Genomic DNA, 14,456 nt, shown 5'->3' with positions numbered 1-14,456 from the left:
CAGTAAAGGATCGGGGGTCAATCTCCCATCAAAAATCAAAAACCTTGTCGCCGACATCCCCCAAATCATTTCGCCGAGGCCAGGGCCCGATCCCTCGTCAATCAAAAATCTAAAATCTCAAATCTAAAATCTAAAATCGTTCGATCGCGCCAGTGCAGGATCGGGGGTCAATCTCCCATCAAAAATCTAAAATCTAAAATCCTCTAGATTCCCCCCCCAGTAAAGGATCGGGGGTCAATCTCCCATCAAAAATCAAAAACCTTGTCGCCGACATCCCCCAAATCATTTCGCCGACGCCAGGGCCCGATCCCTCGTCAATCAAAAAACTCAAATCTAAAATCTAAAATCTAAAATCTAAAATCGTTCGATCGCTCCTAAGATAAAAAAACGATGGTTAAGAAGGTCTTTAAAACTTATGCGAGTGTTCGTCTTACTCTTCAATGCCCGCACCGAGAATGAGGGAATTCATACCATTCAACTCGGCAATCGCAATAAAGTTCTGATGTTTGAGTCAGAAGACGACGCCACCCGCTTTGGCGTGATGTTGGAAGCTCAGGATTTTCCCGAACCCTCTGTAGAGGCGATCGACGATGAGGAAATTAAGGAGTTCTGCGATAGTGTTGATTATGATTGGGAACTGGTACCTGCGGGCGCGCTGGCGATCCCGCCAGAAGACAATGTAACACAGACTCAGTGGCAGCCGGAGCCGGAGCCGGAGCTAGAGCCGGAGCCGGATTCTGAGGTTTCCCAAAACGAACTGGATTCTATTCGTCGCCGACTCGAAGGACTTTTGTAATCAAAAGGAAGGCAACGGCTTCGCTTCTTTTGATGTAACGCATGGATCTTGAGGTTCGAGGATCGATGTGAAGAAACAAGAGGGAAGAAGGATAAATTTGATATCTTCGAGGGCGATCGAGGGCGAACTTTGTAGATACAGGCTTCCAGGCTGCACCTGTGACTCTGTATGTCTCCTGACAAGCGAATTTCAAAGATGGTACAAGTCCCCGGATTTATCCGTGGAATCAATCCCAAATCTCAAATCGAAAATCCTCAAGCCCCCGCATTTATCCGTGGGGTCAATCTAAAATCGAAAATCGAAAATCTCAAATCGATTGACTTCCCTTGAATGCCGACAACTGACAATTAACAACTGACAAAAAATGAAGAATTTCGATGAACGAGGGCATCTGCTGACAGAACAAGTGAATGCCAACAGCGAGAATTTAGACCAACTCAGTTCGATCGAATTAGTGGACTTGTTCAACCGGGAAGACGCCCAAACCTTAAGCGCCATCGCCCGCGCCCGCGAACAGTTAGCCGCTTCGATCGACATCGCCGCCGAGTCTCTGCGTCAAGGCGGCCGCCTGTTTTACGTCGGTGCGGGTACTTCCGGGCGTTTGGGGGTGCTGGATGCGGCCGAGTGTCCCCCCACCTTCTGCACGCCGCCAGAACTCGTACAGGGCATAATTGCCGGGGGTGCGGGGGCTTTGGTGCGGAGTTCGGAGGATTTGGAGGATCGGGCTGAGGATGGGGCTGAGGCGATCGCCCACCGTAACATTATCAACTTAGATGTAGTTGTCGGGATTACGGCTGGAGGTACGACGCCGTTTGTCGCGGGCGCTTTGCAGGCGGCGCGCCAGCGGGGGGCGAAGACTGTGTTTATGGCCTGCGTACCCGCCGAACAAGTGAATGTTGAGGCTGATGTTGATATTCGGTTGTTGGTTGGCCCGGAGGTAGTGGCGGGATCGACGCGCTTGAAAGCCGGTACAGTAACAAAAATGGCTTTAAATATCATTTCGACTGGGGTAATGGTGAAGCTGGGGAAGGTTTACGGCAATCGGATGGTTGATGTGGCGGTTACTAATAAGAAATTGCGCGATCGGGCTGTGCGGATGTTGCAGGATTTGACTGATTTGAACCGGGATGAGGCGGCTTTTTTGCTCGAAAAAAGTGGCAAGTCGGTTAAATTAGCTTTGATGATGCATTGGACTGGTTTGGAGAAGGAAGAGTGCCATCGAATTTTGGGCGAGTTTCAAGGGAATTTGCGATCGGCCGTGGCATCAATTAGTCATTAGTCATTAGTCATTAGTCAGCAGTCAACAGTCAACAGTCAACAGTCAACAGTCAACAGTCAACAGTCAACAGTCATTAGTCATTTTCAATATCGATTCAAAAAATTGTGAAATCTCATCAGTGGATCTGAGGTGATACACACTTTTGGTTTTTTGAGCGCGATCGACATACTCGCGATATTTGGGAGTCAAATACTTGTGACACAACCAAAGAATGCGGTAACTCTTAATTGAACTCTTCAAGATAGGGCTCTTTTCCGGCCAGCCTTCTGGCGGTATAAAGCTACCTGCGATCAGTCGTTTAGTCACCCACCAGAAATGCACGTATAGCGGCAGATCGACAAAAACCAGACTATCCGCCTCATTGAGTCGAAGCCAGACGGTTTCCATGCAACCAAACCCGTCAATTATCCACCGATCAGTAGCCAAAATTTTCTCATGGATATGCTTATATTCTTCATTTGGAACCTCAGCGCCGCCAGATTGATATTGAATCTTATCCAAGGCGTAAAGTGGCAAACCAGTGATTTCTGATAATCTCTTGCTTAGAGTTGATTTACCGCCTCCAGTGTTGCCAAACACGGCTACTTTTTTCATAGTTACCCCTCTTAGTAATGATGCAGTTTGTAGCAAGATTTTGGAGAATTGCTATAATAACTGAAGTAGTAGGGTGCGTCAGCTTCGACAATCTGGGCTACCCATCCAATCCCTACCAACTGATATCATTTCCGGTTACACCGGAATGATGTTGACGGTTGACAGTGAACAGTCAACCGTCAACAGTGAACTCGAATTTACTATTTTGATGCTAACGGATTTGATATGAGCACCTTACAAGCTGCATAAGTGAAATTTTACACTACCGATTCCCCCTTACCCATTCACAAAAACGATCGCCGCAAGCTGACTTTCACTTACACCCTGCACGATTCCCAAATAATTGTTCCCCGACTTAATCGCCGAAGAAGCGACGCTTGCACCTCCATCAAACTGCAAACTCACCGATTCAAAAGTCAAATTTGCAAATCCGATACCGTCAGTTAAACCAATTTTATCCCCAGCCCCAATATCGACGATTACATCTGCACTAATTAAAGTAGCCGAAGCAGACAAACCTCCTGCTAAGATAAACGTATCATTTCCGCCGCCGCCCGTCAGAATATCTTGCCCGCGATCGCCCGCCAACAAATCGTCCCCATTACCGCCCATCAAGATATCATCTTCTTTGCCGCCGCGAATAGTATCGTTGCCGTCTCCTCCCATTAGTCGATCGTTATCGTTGTTGGCCCCGATCAAATCATTGCCAACACCGCCATCAATTAAATCCGACTCTTTGCCGCCCGATAAGCTGTCATTGCCTCCTGCGCCATTAATTGTATCCGCACCTTGCATTCCATTAATGCTATCAGCACCTTCTCCCCCGGTGATATTGTCTTTGCCGGAAAGGGCAAAAATTGGCAATCCCCCAGCATTTGTCGGTATTTGAGTATCGGCACTATCTGATAGGAAATAATTGCCGCCGCTGCCTGTATTTTTCGGCGCTGTCGTCGGGCTGCCGTCCCCTGTAGCATTGGGTATTGGCGAAGTAATCGATACCAATGTGTTGGGAGTTGGTGTGGGAGTTGGTGTGGGAGTCGGTGTAGGAGTCGGTGCGGGATTAACACTACCGTCAATAGAAGTTGCAAAAACTTGCGTCCAATAGTGATTGAAATTTACACTGCCAGTATCGTCGGCTAAGAAATAGTAACCGATGCCAATTTCTTTGAGATTGGGGTTAAGAATGTTAGCCCGGTGGCCGCTGCTGTTCATCCACGATGATACAACTTGTTCGGGTGTAGAAGAGCCCGCAGCGATGTTTTCTGCAGCCGCTGAGAATTGATAGCCCGTTGCACTAATCCGACTTGCTAATGACGAACCATCTTTTCCGGTATGGGAAAAGAAGTCTTGCAGTGCCATGTTTTGGCTGTGAGTTGCCGCCGCATTTAGTAACTGAGTATTGAAGGTTAGCGGCGACAAACTCAACTTGCTGCGTTCTATGTTGGTAAGTTCTAAAACTCTATAAATAAAGTTTTGATTGGTGGGACTTGGTGCAGTTTGAGATGCCGATCGCTCTCCTGTAAAAATGTCCGAGGACTGAGAACCGGAATTTTGGAGTTGTTCAAGCATGGGGATGATAAACAGTTTTAAGAGTGGGTTTTGCTAGTAGATTGCTTACCCTCTTAACGATAGTTTCCCCGATCGCTAGCTGGCTGGGTACAATTCAATAATTGTGTTAATCCCTGCGGCTGCTGTATTTATTCTAATTATAGCTGTTGTCAAAGTGGGAATGTCAAGAACCCTGCTCGCGCTTGGGAAAGGCAAGAGTGCGATCGAATGAAAGCGAGAGTTTTAAAGGAATTTGCGATCGGCCGCGGCATCAATACAATTTGAGATTTGATATTTGAGATTTTCCCTGATTAGTAAGGTTGGCGCTGCGCACCCAGCCAGCGGGCCCGCGGGCTAGAAACCCGGTTTCTAGGAGTTTTGCGGACAGGAAGGAGAAATATAGGAAGAAACCGGGTTTCTGAATTCAGTGTGCGATCGCCAAGGGAGTTTTTAGTAGAATCCTCAAAAAAAATTCTAAATTAATTCAAAATTCACACCTCACAACTTCAAAATATTCTCTTTTCCGGCTGAGGCTTCGTGAGCAACTTGCTCAACCCGATCTTTGGCGAGAATTTCCAAAGCCGCCTCTGCTTCTGCACCGCCCAACCGCCCCAAAGCTTGGGCGACTCTGTAACGGATCTGCCAATCTGCATTGGAAGCGTAGGGAAGCAGCAGCGGCAGCGCGCGTCGATCTCCCAATTCACCTAATGCGCTGATCGCAATGGTTTGGATCAATTCGTTTTCAGAATTGAGGGCATTTTCTAACATCGGAAATGCTTTCGGATCTCCCATTTCTCCCAAAGCAGCAACGATGCTCATTTCCACCAGCCATTCAGAGGTAGTGTTGTAAACTTGCTGTAAATCTTCTAAAGCATCGGTTAATTTCAAGGCGCCCAAAGCATCAGCAGCAGCAGCTTGCACGTCGGGTTCGGGGTCGTTGTGCAAGCTGTGTCGCAGTACCTCTAAAGCGTTCGGCAGATTCTCCGTACCGAGGGTTGATACTTGGCTGACTGCTGCGTAGCGAACCCGGACGTTTTTGTCGTTGATGGCAATTTGAATCAGTTTATAGGCGATCGCGGGTTCTAGTTGTCGCAGTTGGTTGACTGCTCGCAGCCTTTCGCCAAAATCCTCGGAATTCAGCAATTGTTCGACGGACTCAGGGGTAATGCTCATCGGATTTTAGATTTTAGATTTTAGATTTTAGATTTGGTAATTGCCAAAAGTCAGGGAGATTGAAAGAGCGATTCCCTACGGGATAGCTTCGCTTCACGGCTCATTTTCTGATACAGTCCTGGAACTGCAACAGTTAATTTAAGATTGGGCAGCCATCCATCGGATAATATCTCCCCTAGTGAGGATGCCGATTACTTTGCCTGCATTATCAACCACCGGCAATCGGTGGATGCTGCGATCGTGCATCAGTTTGGCAGCTTCTTGGACAGATTTGTCGGGCCCGATGGTAACTGGCTCTTTACTCATCGCTTCTCCTACTGTTTGTCCTAAAGCCTTGTGGAGTTCTCGCTCGTAACGAGATGGATTTTCCAAATAAATCACGCTGTCGAGCACCATGATATAAGCGGGCGGAGTTACGCCGGTTTCCCGCCACATCAAGTCGGTTTCGGAGATGACTCCTACCAACAAGTCATTCTCATCTACGACGGGAAGACCGCTAATGCGTTTATCGGCTAAAATTTTAATCGCTTCGTTCAAGGGCATTTCGGGTCGCGCCAAAATCGGCTCGCGGCTCATTACATCGGCTACTGTTTTTGGCATGATTAGCGGTTGATTTAGTTGTTGCTCTCAATCGATCATATAGGGAAAGCGTGACACAGGCCCAAGAAAGGCAGCTCTGCTGAAGGGATTCGTTAGAAGGTAGAAACAAGGAAAAAGTTTGAATGCCAGAATTTTGCTGTTTTTTTCGATCGCACTATAAAATTCTGTCGTTTGCCGGACTCCGGCTGGCGATCGTCCGGACAAGATTGTTAAAATATCTTAAAGAGCGGATAAATCCTTACCGATGCCAGAATCTCCAGCCCGAGAACCAGACTCCCAACCAGAAGCGCGCTGTGTAGCGGTTTGCCAGTATCAATCTTGCCTGAAAAATGGTTCTGCAGCAGTGCTAGCTGCTTTTGAAGCCCAACAAGTTGCAGGGGTGAAAGTGGAGGCCTGTAGTTGTCTGGGACAGTGCACCATTGGCCCGACTGTGCTAGTTACCCCAGAAAACATTTGGTATTGTCGAGTTAAACCGAGTGATGTACCCTTGATTGTGGAACAGCACCTCAAAGGGGGAAAACCTGTAGAAGCGCTGTTCAATCAGAGAATTCATGGGCGTTATTATTATTAGTATTGACTTGATTCGGTGAAACTTCCAAGCTGTCGCGCATTTAATTTTAATAGTTATTGTTAAGGAACTTGCACTTTGAGAATCCAAGGAATTGCGCTTAGTTTATTAGTGCTAGTGCTGGGGCGTCCGTCGGCGGTTGCTGCTCAAACGCCGGCGGTTGCTGGGGATATTTGCCCTGGAGAATTGGGGGCACAAGTAGATGCGATCGCCAACCGTCCCGAATTTAGCCGATCGCGCTGGGGCATTTTAATTCAACCTCTATCTTCTACTGCCACTCTCTACAGCCGCGACGCCCAAAAATATTTTATTCCTGCATCAAATGTCAAGCTGCTAACCACAGCCGCTGCTTTGCATAAACTCGGTGCAGATTTTCGGATTAAGACATCGGTTTACAGCGGCGAAAATGGGAGTTTGTACGTTGCCGGCAGGGGAGATCCGAGCATTGCTGAGGCTCAGTTGAAATCCTTGGCGCAGCAGTTGAAACGCCGGGGAGTCGATCGAGTAAACGAGTTGATTGGCGATGACAGCTATTTTCAAGGCAGTGCAGTCAATCCGAATTGGGAATGGGAAGACGCGCAAGCCGGCTACGGAGCCCCGATTAACAGTTTAATTTTTAATCAAAACGCGATCGAACTTCTCTTGTCCCCGCAGGAGCTCGGCCAAACTCTGAAAGTTACTTTTGCCGAACCAAAGCTGGCAAATCAGTGGCAAATTCAGAACAATTCTGTTACCGTCGCCCAAAACGAAGCCGAGTTTATTGAAGTTGGCAGGGAGTTCGATCGACCTGCAATTCGAGTTAGCGGACAGTTGAAAGTTGGTGCCGAACCTGAATCAGCTTATGTCGCCGTTGTCAACCCTGCTAATAATTTTTTGCAGCATTTTCAGCAAGTTCTGGCGGCTGAGGGAATTCCTGTTAAACAGGCTTTAGTTGCATCTGTTTCTGGCAATTTTAATCAAGAATTAGCGACCGTTGAATCGCCGCCGCTGGCGGAATTGGTGAGAGAAACTAATCGGGAAAGCAACAATCTTTATGCAGAAGTTTTATTGAGATTGTTGGGGAAAGTTACAGACAAGATGCCCCAGCAGCAAGAGGATACAGATGAAATCGGTTTAAAAGAGTTAAAAACAGCTTTAACTCAATTAGGAGTAAATCCAAACAGCTACATATTAGCCGACGGTTCGGGCTTGTCTCGGCACAATTTAATTAGTCCAGAAGCCTTGGTGCAAACTTTGAGATTCATGGCCAATTCACCTGCTGCATCTATTTACCGCCAGTCACTGCCGATCGCTGGCGAGAGCGGCACTTTGAAAAATCGCTTAAATAGTACACCAAACCGCGTAATTTTGCAAGCTAAAACAGGAACTTTGAGCGGAGTTTCGGCACTGTCGGGATATATCGAAGTTCCGGATTACGAGCCGCTGGTGTTTAGCATTATCGTCAATCAATCTGGCCTATCGGCTGCCTCAATGCGATCGGCAACAGACGAAATTGTGCTATTATTGAATCGCCTGCGCCGCTGTTAAAACAACAGATTTAAGGTGATAAACTCGATCTCAGTAGTTACACCTAAAAAACAGGACACCCCAAAACCCTACAAGTTTTAAGTTTCATTAGATTGCAGCGGCGGGGAGCAAAAAGCAGCTACAATAAAAGTACAAAAATTAACACCACGGGATCGTTTCAGCCTGCTACCAGTGGGCGGGTTCTGTACTTCCCGAAAATAAGTCTAACTTTCCAACTATGTATTCTTTAGATTCCGAACAGCAACACCTTTTTGTCCAAACCAACAACATCCGCCTGCACTGCGTTTCTCAAGGAGAAGGCGAGCTCGTTCTCCTCCTGCACGGGTTTCCAGAGTTTTGGTATTCTTGGCGCCATCAAATCCCTGCTTTAGCGCGTCATTTCAAGGTAGTGGTGCCGGATTTGCGGGGCTACAACGATTCCGACAAGCCGGCAAGCGGCTACGATTTAGATACGCTGAGCGCCGATATTCGCGGTTTGATTGCGAGCTTGGGCTATACAAAAGCTCACATTGTCGGTCACGATTGCGGAGGTGCGATCGCGTGGCACATAGCTCAAAAATTTCCCGAAACACTCAATCGCTTGGCAATTTTAAACGCTCCCCACCCGCAGCGATTCCTACAGGAAATGGCGAGCAATTTAGATCAAATCCGCCGCAGTTGGCACATTTTGGCTTTTCAGGTTCCCGGCATCCCCGAATGGTTGATCCGGCAAAATTTGAAAGATTTTGTACAAAGTATTTTACAGGGACAAGCTGTTCGCAAAGGAGCTTTTAGCGCTGAAGAAACTAAGATTTATCAGGCTGCTTTAGAAAAGCCGGGAGTGTTAGCGGCGGCAATGAATTATTACCAGCAGATGTTTCACCCCCAGCGTTTTTGGAATTGGGGACAGAAATTAGAACCGGTGACAGTGCCTACTTTGGTGCTTTGGGGAGAAGAAGATGCGTTTTTGAGCCACAAACTTGTAGAAGGTTTAGACCGATTAATTACGGCTCCGTTTAAGTTGAAATTAGTTCCTAACTGCGGTCACTGGATTCAGCAGGAAGCGCCCCAAACAGTGAATCGTGAATTGCTGAGTTTTCTGAGAAATTCTTCTCGTTCTTTTGCCTTGGCATAGAAGGTTTTAAACATTGCAAATTAAAACCAGGTTTTACAGGTAAACCTGGTTTTAATTTGTCTCGGGATAGGTTTTTCTAGGGTGCGCGGTGCCTAGAGTTTCTGGATTACCAGAGAATTAAAGCTAGCTGACGCACCCTACTTATTTATCAGTCCCAGAGCAAATTTTCTTGGATCAGCATCGCAATCATCGCAGTTCTGGAAGAAACACCGAGTTTGAGAAAAATCCGCTTCACGTAAGTAGCAACCGTCCAGTGACTGATATTTAAATTTTTGGCAATACATTTGTTGGGCAGGCCTTGGGCTACTAATTGCGCGATCGCTCTTTCCCTCGGACTCAGGCTAATTTCCGATTCGTAACTTGTGCTTTGCATATTTTTGCAATAATGAGGTAAAGACGTAATGAGTTAAGAGCTAATCCATTAAGGGTAGAATTCCGACTTTTTCTCTAACTTCAGATCGAGGAGTCTCCCAATCAAATGCAACGTCCCTGTCCTATGAATCCCTATTGCACGATCGACATGATTGGGAGTGCGAAGTAGTCCGTAGTCCGTGGGGGAATGTGGAATGATTGACCTTGACTTTATTATTCCCACCCCACCGGAAACGAGATCACTTAACTAGCGGCGAATTTTCCCTGTTTTAAGCTTTTGATAATTTGTCCGATCGCGCATTTGCCGCCGATCGCTCCAACCAACACTAAAATCGCACAGGAAGAATGAAATACTTGAGCGCGAGTAAACGCTTGAAGTACAAATTCATCTTCTGTTGAAGCCGAAAGACCCGTCAGAATTGGTCAAACGTAGTGGTTTCCCTGAATCCAGTCTCCCGATGCGATCGGCTCAAAGCCATGTTCGTCTAGAAACCGCGCCACTTCGCGCCCTAATGTTCCTGCTGGCAGTTGGCGCAATTTTTCCAGGTCTATTTCAAAGTGTCGATCGCTCTCAATTTGAGGATGAATTGTTTGAGCCATCTTTAATATAACTTCTAATTGACCGTAACCCATGATTTATTTTCCTGGTAAAAACGATGTTTCTTCGTACTTTAAATCGCGTTTGTAAAGCTGCTGCCCTTCCCACAAGCCCCGCTCATTCTAGCTTTTAAAGCCAGAGAATCCTAACTTCAGTCAGAGAAACCGCGTTTCCGGAACTGTTACTTTTGTTTACAAAACGCCTTGGCCGTGCTGGAATAGCTGTAAAATTCGCAGTATTTAGTGGCGATTGCAACTCCTTTACTTACCTATATAAATTTATTCTGCTGCTAATTATTGGAACCTGCAATGAGCCACAAGTTGAAGCGTGCAAGCCCAGTGATGCAGGTACATACAAGTGAAGAGAGTTGAAGGGAGCTGAAGTAGGGTGAAGTTATACAGAGTTGATGTTCAGGAATTGCGCAGTAGTGCCAATCCCCCGTGGTTGCCGAATTTGTAGTCGCAATCATGGGAGATTCCCCGTAGGTCGTTAAAATGTCGCTCAAATGAGTGACACTCATTTGAGCGACTGCTCAAGTATTTTCCCCAACAGCTATAAATAAAGTAGAGATTCATACAAGGTGTAGCGGTGAAAAAACTTGACATTTGGTTATCCACAGGAGTTGTGTCATTAATTTGCTGCGCTGCTGCTAGCGCTACGACTTATGTTAATCCCAACTGTAAAACTACTTTAAACCTATCAGAAAAAGGGAACAATCGCAGGGGCTTTTATTTTACTCAAGTAGGCGATAGGATTTTTTTGGGGAATATTCAAATTACCCGTTCCGAAGGAACAGTCGGCTCTTACTATTACAATGGAACTTTCCAAGACCGTGCGATCGGCCCTGGCAGAAAAATTGTTTGTTCTGGAGATATTACCATTGTCAGGCGTCAAGTTGGAAGGAGCAGCAAATTGGGACCCAAAGTTACTTGGAAAGTGAAAGCAGGAGAAAATTATCCTTCTCTTGGTAAAACATTTAAAGTAAATTTAGTCGAACCTTTACCGCGTCCTAATGCAAGCGGCGACTATACTTCTAGCAATGCTAATACTTGGTTGACTGAAACTGCTGGTTCTGGAACTTGGCCTACTTGGCGAGTCAATCGATTTTAGATTTTAGATTTGAGATTTTAGATTGACTTGCGCGAGATAAATGCTCTTTCTTGAGGATTTTCGAAAATCGATTTGGGATTGATTCCACGGATAAATCACGTGGCGGGTACCACCTTTGAAATTCGCTTGTCACCTCGCCAGATGGAGAGCTCAACTGCCCCCAGACGCCAAACGGAGCAATTCAACGAGTTTACCGCGCGGATAGAGATACAGTTGCTGCTGAACTCAGGGGAGTAAATGCGATTACGATGGCGAACGGTCAACCCTGGTTGCTGACAAGACAAGGCTGTTATGTGCGCGCTAATTCTCAATACGTTGGGGCAGTTTCTTTGCCGCAGTAAGTGACAAAAGTCAATCGATTTTAGATTTTAGATTTGAGATTTTAGATTGGTCCCACGGATAAATGCTCTTTCTTGAGGATTTTAGATTTTAGATTTTGGATTGATTCCACGGATAAATCCGGGGGCTTGTACCATTAAGAAATTCTTGGTCAGTCCTGGAGGCAGGCTACCAAAAAAAACACGGTTTCTCGCTGTCACGTTGGAGCGTATATGACCAAATTACGTGAAGAAACCGGGTTTTTGCGTCCAGCACACAAAAGTGATAAATAAACTGCTGCGGATCTTAAAGCCCGACTTCTTCAATAAAGAAGTCAGGCTTCTGGGTGTTCTGTTGTTTTAAGTTGTTCTACTTATAGCGGTTCTCAAGCGTGGTGAAGTATGCCCTATGCCCGCGTGCCCTATGCCAGATAGTACCTCATGTTACGCTCGAAAGGCTATAAAACGTGATTTGCGATTTAGTGGCCGACCAGCATAGCTTTTTCTGCCAAATCTTTGCTTTCAATAACCTTCGGTTCCTTCAGGATAAAAACACAAAGGAAGCAGACAACTACAGCAGCAGTTCCGAGTACCTCAAAGAAGCTGCGGTTGGCTGCAACTGTTCGGGGCAGAAAGCTATAAAGGGTGGCGTAAATTACAGAGCCGACACTGCCGTAAGCACCGATATTGCCGGCAATTTGACCAGTTACTTCTCGTTTAATTAAGGAGGCGATGCCAAAAGTTGCGCCTGCTGCGGCGAAGACAAAGAAGGCACATAACATGGTCACGACAATCACAATTGCTAAATACCAGCTTGCCGTAATTTGGCTCATAATTAAATACCCCAATCCCACTCCGCCGATCGTGACTGTCAGCGTCCACTTGCGGCTGCCGATTTTGTCAGAAATTAAGCCTCCGGCTGGACGGCTGACCAAGTTCATCAGGGGATAGGTAGCAGCCATGGGCCCGGCGATCGCATGATTTAGATTGAAGGTGTGTTCAAAAAATTCCGGTAACATGGAAACCACAGCGAGCTCTGAACCAAAGCTGACTGCATAAGCTAGTTCTAATATGAATACTTGACTGATTTGATAGCGTTCTTGAGGTGGGTAATGTTTGTGACCGGTGACAACTTCTCGGTTAACTTCCCAGGCTTTGTAAGCCTGAATTAAATACAGTGCTGTCAAACTAATCCAAATAGCGTACATCACATTTGCAGTCAGAAAATTTGCTTTCTGCAAGCGCCACACAATCAAAGCTAAGGCACCAAATAGAGGAATATTGGCTATCGACAGTGCCCAAAAGCTTTTGGCGCTGGTGACTTCCATTGCGCCGTTGCGGGCCGGGCGCTGATAGACTTTGCCGGGTGGAGTGTCTTGGACGTTGCAGTAAAAAATGACTCCGAAAACTGCTGTGGCAATTCCAGTAAGGGCGATCGCCAGCCGCCAATTTGTGTGTCCGACTGAGAGAAAAGCTGTTCCTGCCGCGATCGCCGGTAACGCTGCTTCTGCGGCAAAAGAGCCAAAGTTGCCCCAGCCTCCATAGATACCTTGAGCGAAGCCGATATCTTTTGGGGGAAACCATTCGGCAACTAAGCGAATGCCAACTACGAATCCAGCGCCGACAATTCCCATTGCCAAACGGCTCAAAACCAACTGATTAAAGTTTTGGGCAAAGGCGAATGCCAGAGTCGGAAATGCTGCATACACCAGGAGTGAAGAGAAGGTGATGCGAGGTCCGAAGCGATCGAGCAACATCCCGATAATAATACGTGCAGGAATTGTGAAAGCTAGGTTGCACAGACTGATGATTCGGGCTTGCCCAACTGTCAGTCCCAAATCGTGCTGCACCGTTGTGCTGAAGGGTGCGTAGTTGAACCAAACTACAAAAGTTAAGAAAAAAGCAAACCAACTCAGGTTCAGAATCCGAAAAGGTCCTCTGAACGATAAAAGCCCTTGAAGCATATATAACTTGTCCTCATAAATAATACAGATTATTAATTTCGAGTTGACTTTCTCACTGTTTGGGGTAACGGTTTATTTACTATCGCGCTTTTATGTTGCGTTCCCATTCAAGTGGATGTCCAGAGGAAAAATTGTATACAAAGTTACTGTTTGTGCTCAAAACCCCCATTGGGGCATGGAATTAATGCAGATACTGCATTTTTACCTAATTTTAGTAATAAATACTTATTGCGTTAAAATAAAAAAAACAGTATATTTGAATACAGAAATTAAATTAAATTTAATAACAGGTAAGTAAAAATGCTTGTAAGCTTAACCGAAAGAGAAACTCAGCAAGGCGATCGCCACTCAACCAGTGCCATGAACAACGGATTAAAGGTTAAATCAAGACTTTTTAGTTTTCTGACAGTATGTGTGGCAGTGGCTGGATGCTTGGGAACTGCTTCTGGGGCGATCGCCCAGGAAGCTCAACCGCAAGTAAAAGCACAGGCGATCGAGCAATCTAATCTGCAGGCAGTCAACAGCACGACAAGTCAACCTACTGCTGTGCCTCAATTCGATGCAGCAGCGCAAGAAGAAATTGCTCAGATGTTGCTGGGATTTATCTATTTTGTGTTGCCAGTGGGCGTAGGCTTAAGTATTTTTCTGCACGACAAATATGCTCAGAAGCGATCTGCTACTCTCAACCAGCAGATAGAAGTTTTAGAGGTTTCCTTGCACCAAACTCCTCAACATTAGACAACGTGGTGAAATACTCTTATTTTAGAACCCCGACTTCATCGAAGAAGTCGGGGTTCTTTGTATTCTCTCCAATGCTTAATATCAATTCCGGTTGCACCGGAATTATTGTTGACTGTTGACTGTTGACTGTTAACGGGCGGGTCGAAAAACTGAAT

At 46.2% G+C, this 14,456-nt stretch carries 14 protein-coding genes; 7 read left to right on the top strand and 7 right to left on the bottom strand.

All coding sequences use genetic code 11. The annotated features are described in order from the left end of the window. The first annotated feature begins 415 nt into the window (after window positions 1–415). Window positions 416–796: a DUF3110 domain-containing protein gene (locus QUB56_RS27455; protein ID WP_332959448.1), complete on the top strand. Its 381-nt coding sequence runs from the start codon at window positions 416–418 to the stop codon at window positions 794–796. Between the two features lie 364 nt (window positions 797–1,160). Continuing rightward, window positions 1,161–2,075 carry an N-acetylmuramic acid 6-phosphate etherase gene (murQ, locus tag QUB56_RS27450; protein WP_332959447.1) on the top strand — a complete coding sequence of 305 codons (915 nt, stop codon included), beginning with the start codon at window positions 1,161–1,163 and terminating at the stop codon, window positions 2,073–2,075. Between the two features lie 63 nt (window positions 2,076–2,138). On the opposite strand, the gene QUB56_RS27445 is transcribed toward murQ, so the two are convergent. The 4 genes from QUB56_RS27445 to QUB56_RS27430 form a co-directional block, all read right to left on the bottom strand. Beyond that, the gene (locus QUB56_RS27445; protein WP_332959446.1) at window positions 2,139–2,705 is read right to left on the bottom strand and encodes an adenylate kinase; all 567 of its coding nucleotides are present in this window, start codon (window positions 2,703–2,705) and stop codon (window positions 2,139–2,141) included. A 240-nt stretch (window positions 2,706–2,945) separates the two neighbouring features. Next, window positions 2,946–4,238, bottom strand: coding sequence for a CAP domain-containing protein (locus QUB56_RS27440; protein ID WP_332959444.1), 1,293 nt, complete (start codon window positions 4,236–4,238; stop codon window positions 2,946–2,948). 477 nt (window positions 4,239–4,715) lie between these two features. Then, window positions 4,716–5,390 carry a phycobilisome degradation protein NblB gene (gene nblB, locus QUB56_RS27435; RefSeq protein ID WP_332959442.1) on the bottom strand — a complete coding sequence of 225 codons (675 nt, stop codon included), beginning with the start codon at window positions 5,388–5,390 and terminating at the stop codon, window positions 4,716–4,718. A gap of 138 nt (window positions 5,391–5,528) precedes the next feature. Further along, entirely contained in the window at window positions 5,529–5,990 is a 462-nt protein-coding gene (locus QUB56_RS27430; RefSeq protein ID WP_332959441.1) for a CBS domain-containing protein, read from the bottom strand. A 244-nt stretch (window positions 5,991–6,234) separates the two neighbouring features. On the opposite strand from QUB56_RS27430, the gene QUB56_RS27425 reads away from it, so the two are divergent. The 3 genes from QUB56_RS27425 to QUB56_RS27415 all read left to right on the top strand — a co-directional run bounded on the left by QUB56_RS27425 (window position 6,235) and on the right by QUB56_RS27415 (window position 9,199). Continuing rightward, window positions 6,235–6,561: a (2Fe-2S) ferredoxin domain-containing protein gene (locus QUB56_RS27425; RefSeq protein ID WP_332959440.1), complete on the top strand. Its 327-nt coding sequence runs from the start codon at window positions 6,235–6,237 to the stop codon at window positions 6,559–6,561. 81 nt (window positions 6,562–6,642) lie between these two features. Next, a complete protein-coding gene (dacB, locus tag QUB56_RS27420; RefSeq protein WP_445243407.1) occupies window positions 6,643–8,085 on the top strand; it encodes a D-alanyl-D-alanine carboxypeptidase/D-alanyl-D-alanine endopeptidase in 1,443 nt (480 codons plus the stop codon). A gap of 217 nt (window positions 8,086–8,302) precedes the next feature. Beyond that, complete coding sequence (locus QUB56_RS27415; RefSeq protein ID WP_332959438.1) at window positions 8,303–9,199, top strand: alpha/beta hydrolase; 897 nt, start codon at window positions 8,303–8,305, stop codon at window positions 9,197–9,199. Window positions 9,200–9,347: 148 nt separating this feature from the next. Here the strand turns inward: QUB56_RS27415 and QUB56_RS27410 are convergent, their stop codons facing one another. Together QUB56_RS27410 and QUB56_RS27405 are read right to left on the bottom strand one after the other, a co-directional pair. Further along, window positions 9,348–9,572: a LuxR C-terminal-related transcriptional regulator gene (locus tag QUB56_RS27410; protein WP_332959437.1), complete on the bottom strand. Its 225-nt coding sequence runs from the start codon at window positions 9,570–9,572 to the stop codon at window positions 9,348–9,350. A gap of 422 nt (window positions 9,573–9,994) precedes the next feature. Beyond that, a complete protein-coding gene (locus QUB56_RS27405; protein WP_332959436.1) occupies window positions 9,995–10,204 on the bottom strand; it encodes a hypothetical protein in 210 nt (69 codons plus the stop codon). A 553-nt stretch (window positions 10,205–10,757) separates the two neighbouring features. On the opposite strand from QUB56_RS27405, the gene QUB56_RS27400 reads away from it, so the two are divergent. Further along, a complete protein-coding gene (locus tag QUB56_RS27400) occupies window positions 10,758–11,279 on the top strand; it encodes a hypothetical protein (protein WP_332959435.1) in 522 nt (173 codons plus the stop codon). A 796-nt stretch (window positions 11,280–12,075) separates the two neighbouring features. Here the strand turns inward: QUB56_RS27400 and QUB56_RS27395 are convergent. Beyond that, the gene (locus QUB56_RS27395; RefSeq protein ID WP_332959434.1) at window positions 12,076–13,560 is read right to left on the bottom strand and encodes a NarK family nitrate/nitrite MFS transporter; all 1,485 of its coding nucleotides are present in this window, start codon (window positions 13,558–13,560) and stop codon (window positions 12,076–12,078) included. 300 nt (window positions 13,561–13,860) lie between these two features. Here QUB56_RS27395 and QUB56_RS27390 point away from each other — a divergent pair, with 300 nt between their 5' ends. After that, window positions 13,861–14,298, top strand: a complete 438-nt coding sequence (locus QUB56_RS27390) for a hypothetical protein (protein ID WP_332959433.1) — start codon at window positions 13,861–13,863, stop codon at window positions 14,296–14,298. Window positions 14,299–14,456: the final 158 nt, after the last annotated feature.

The sequence above is a fragment of the Microcoleus sp. AR_TQ3_B6 genome (genome assembly GCF_036702785.1).
Taxonomy (GTDB): Bacteria; Cyanobacteriota; Cyanobacteriia; order Cyanobacteriales; family Microcoleaceae; genus Microcoleus.
Note: the sequence above shows the minus strand (reverse complement) of the source record. Positions and strands in the feature narration are given on the sequence as shown.

Excerpts from the sequence above, each read along its gene's own strand:
- QUB56_RS27455 (WP_332959448.1), top strand. The coding sequence starts at position 416 with ATGCGAGTGTTCGTCTTACTCTTCAATGCCCGCACCGAGAATGAGGGA.
- murQ (WP_332959447.1), top strand. The coding sequence starts at position 1,161 with ATGAAGAATTTCGATGAACGAGGGCATCTGCTGACAGAACAAGTGAAT.
- QUB56_RS27440 (WP_332959444.1), bottom strand. The coding sequence starts at position 4,238 with ATGCTTGAACAACTCCAAAATTCCGGTTCTCAGTCCTCGGACATTTTT.
- nblB (WP_332959442.1), bottom strand. The coding sequence starts at position 5,390 with ATGAGCATTACCCCTGAGTCCGTCGAACAATTGCTGAATTCCGAGGAT.
- QUB56_RS27430 (WP_332959441.1), bottom strand. The coding sequence starts at position 5,990 with ATGCCAAAAACAGTAGCCGATGTAATGAGCCGCGAGCCGATTTTGGCG.
- QUB56_RS27425 (WP_332959440.1), top strand. The coding sequence starts at position 6,235 with ATGCCAGAATCTCCAGCCCGAGAACCAGACTCCCAACCAGAAGCGCGC.
- QUB56_RS27415 (WP_332959438.1), top strand. The coding sequence starts at position 8,303 with ATGTATTCTTTAGATTCCGAACAGCAACACCTTTTTGTCCAAACCAAC.
- QUB56_RS27410 (WP_332959437.1), bottom strand. The coding sequence starts at position 9,572 with ATGCAAAGCACAAGTTACGAATCGGAAATTAGCCTGAGTCCGAGGGAA.
- QUB56_RS27405 (WP_332959436.1), bottom strand. The coding sequence starts at position 10,204 with ATGGGTTACGGTCAATTAGAAGTTATATTAAAGATGGCTCAAACAATT.
- QUB56_RS27395 (WP_332959434.1), bottom strand. The coding sequence starts at position 13,560 with ATGCTTCAAGGGCTTTTATCGTTCAGAGGACCTTTTCGGATTCTGAAC.
- QUB56_RS27390 (WP_332959433.1), top strand. The coding sequence starts at position 13,861 with ATGCTTGTAAGCTTAACCGAAAGAGAAACTCAGCAAGGCGATCGCCAC.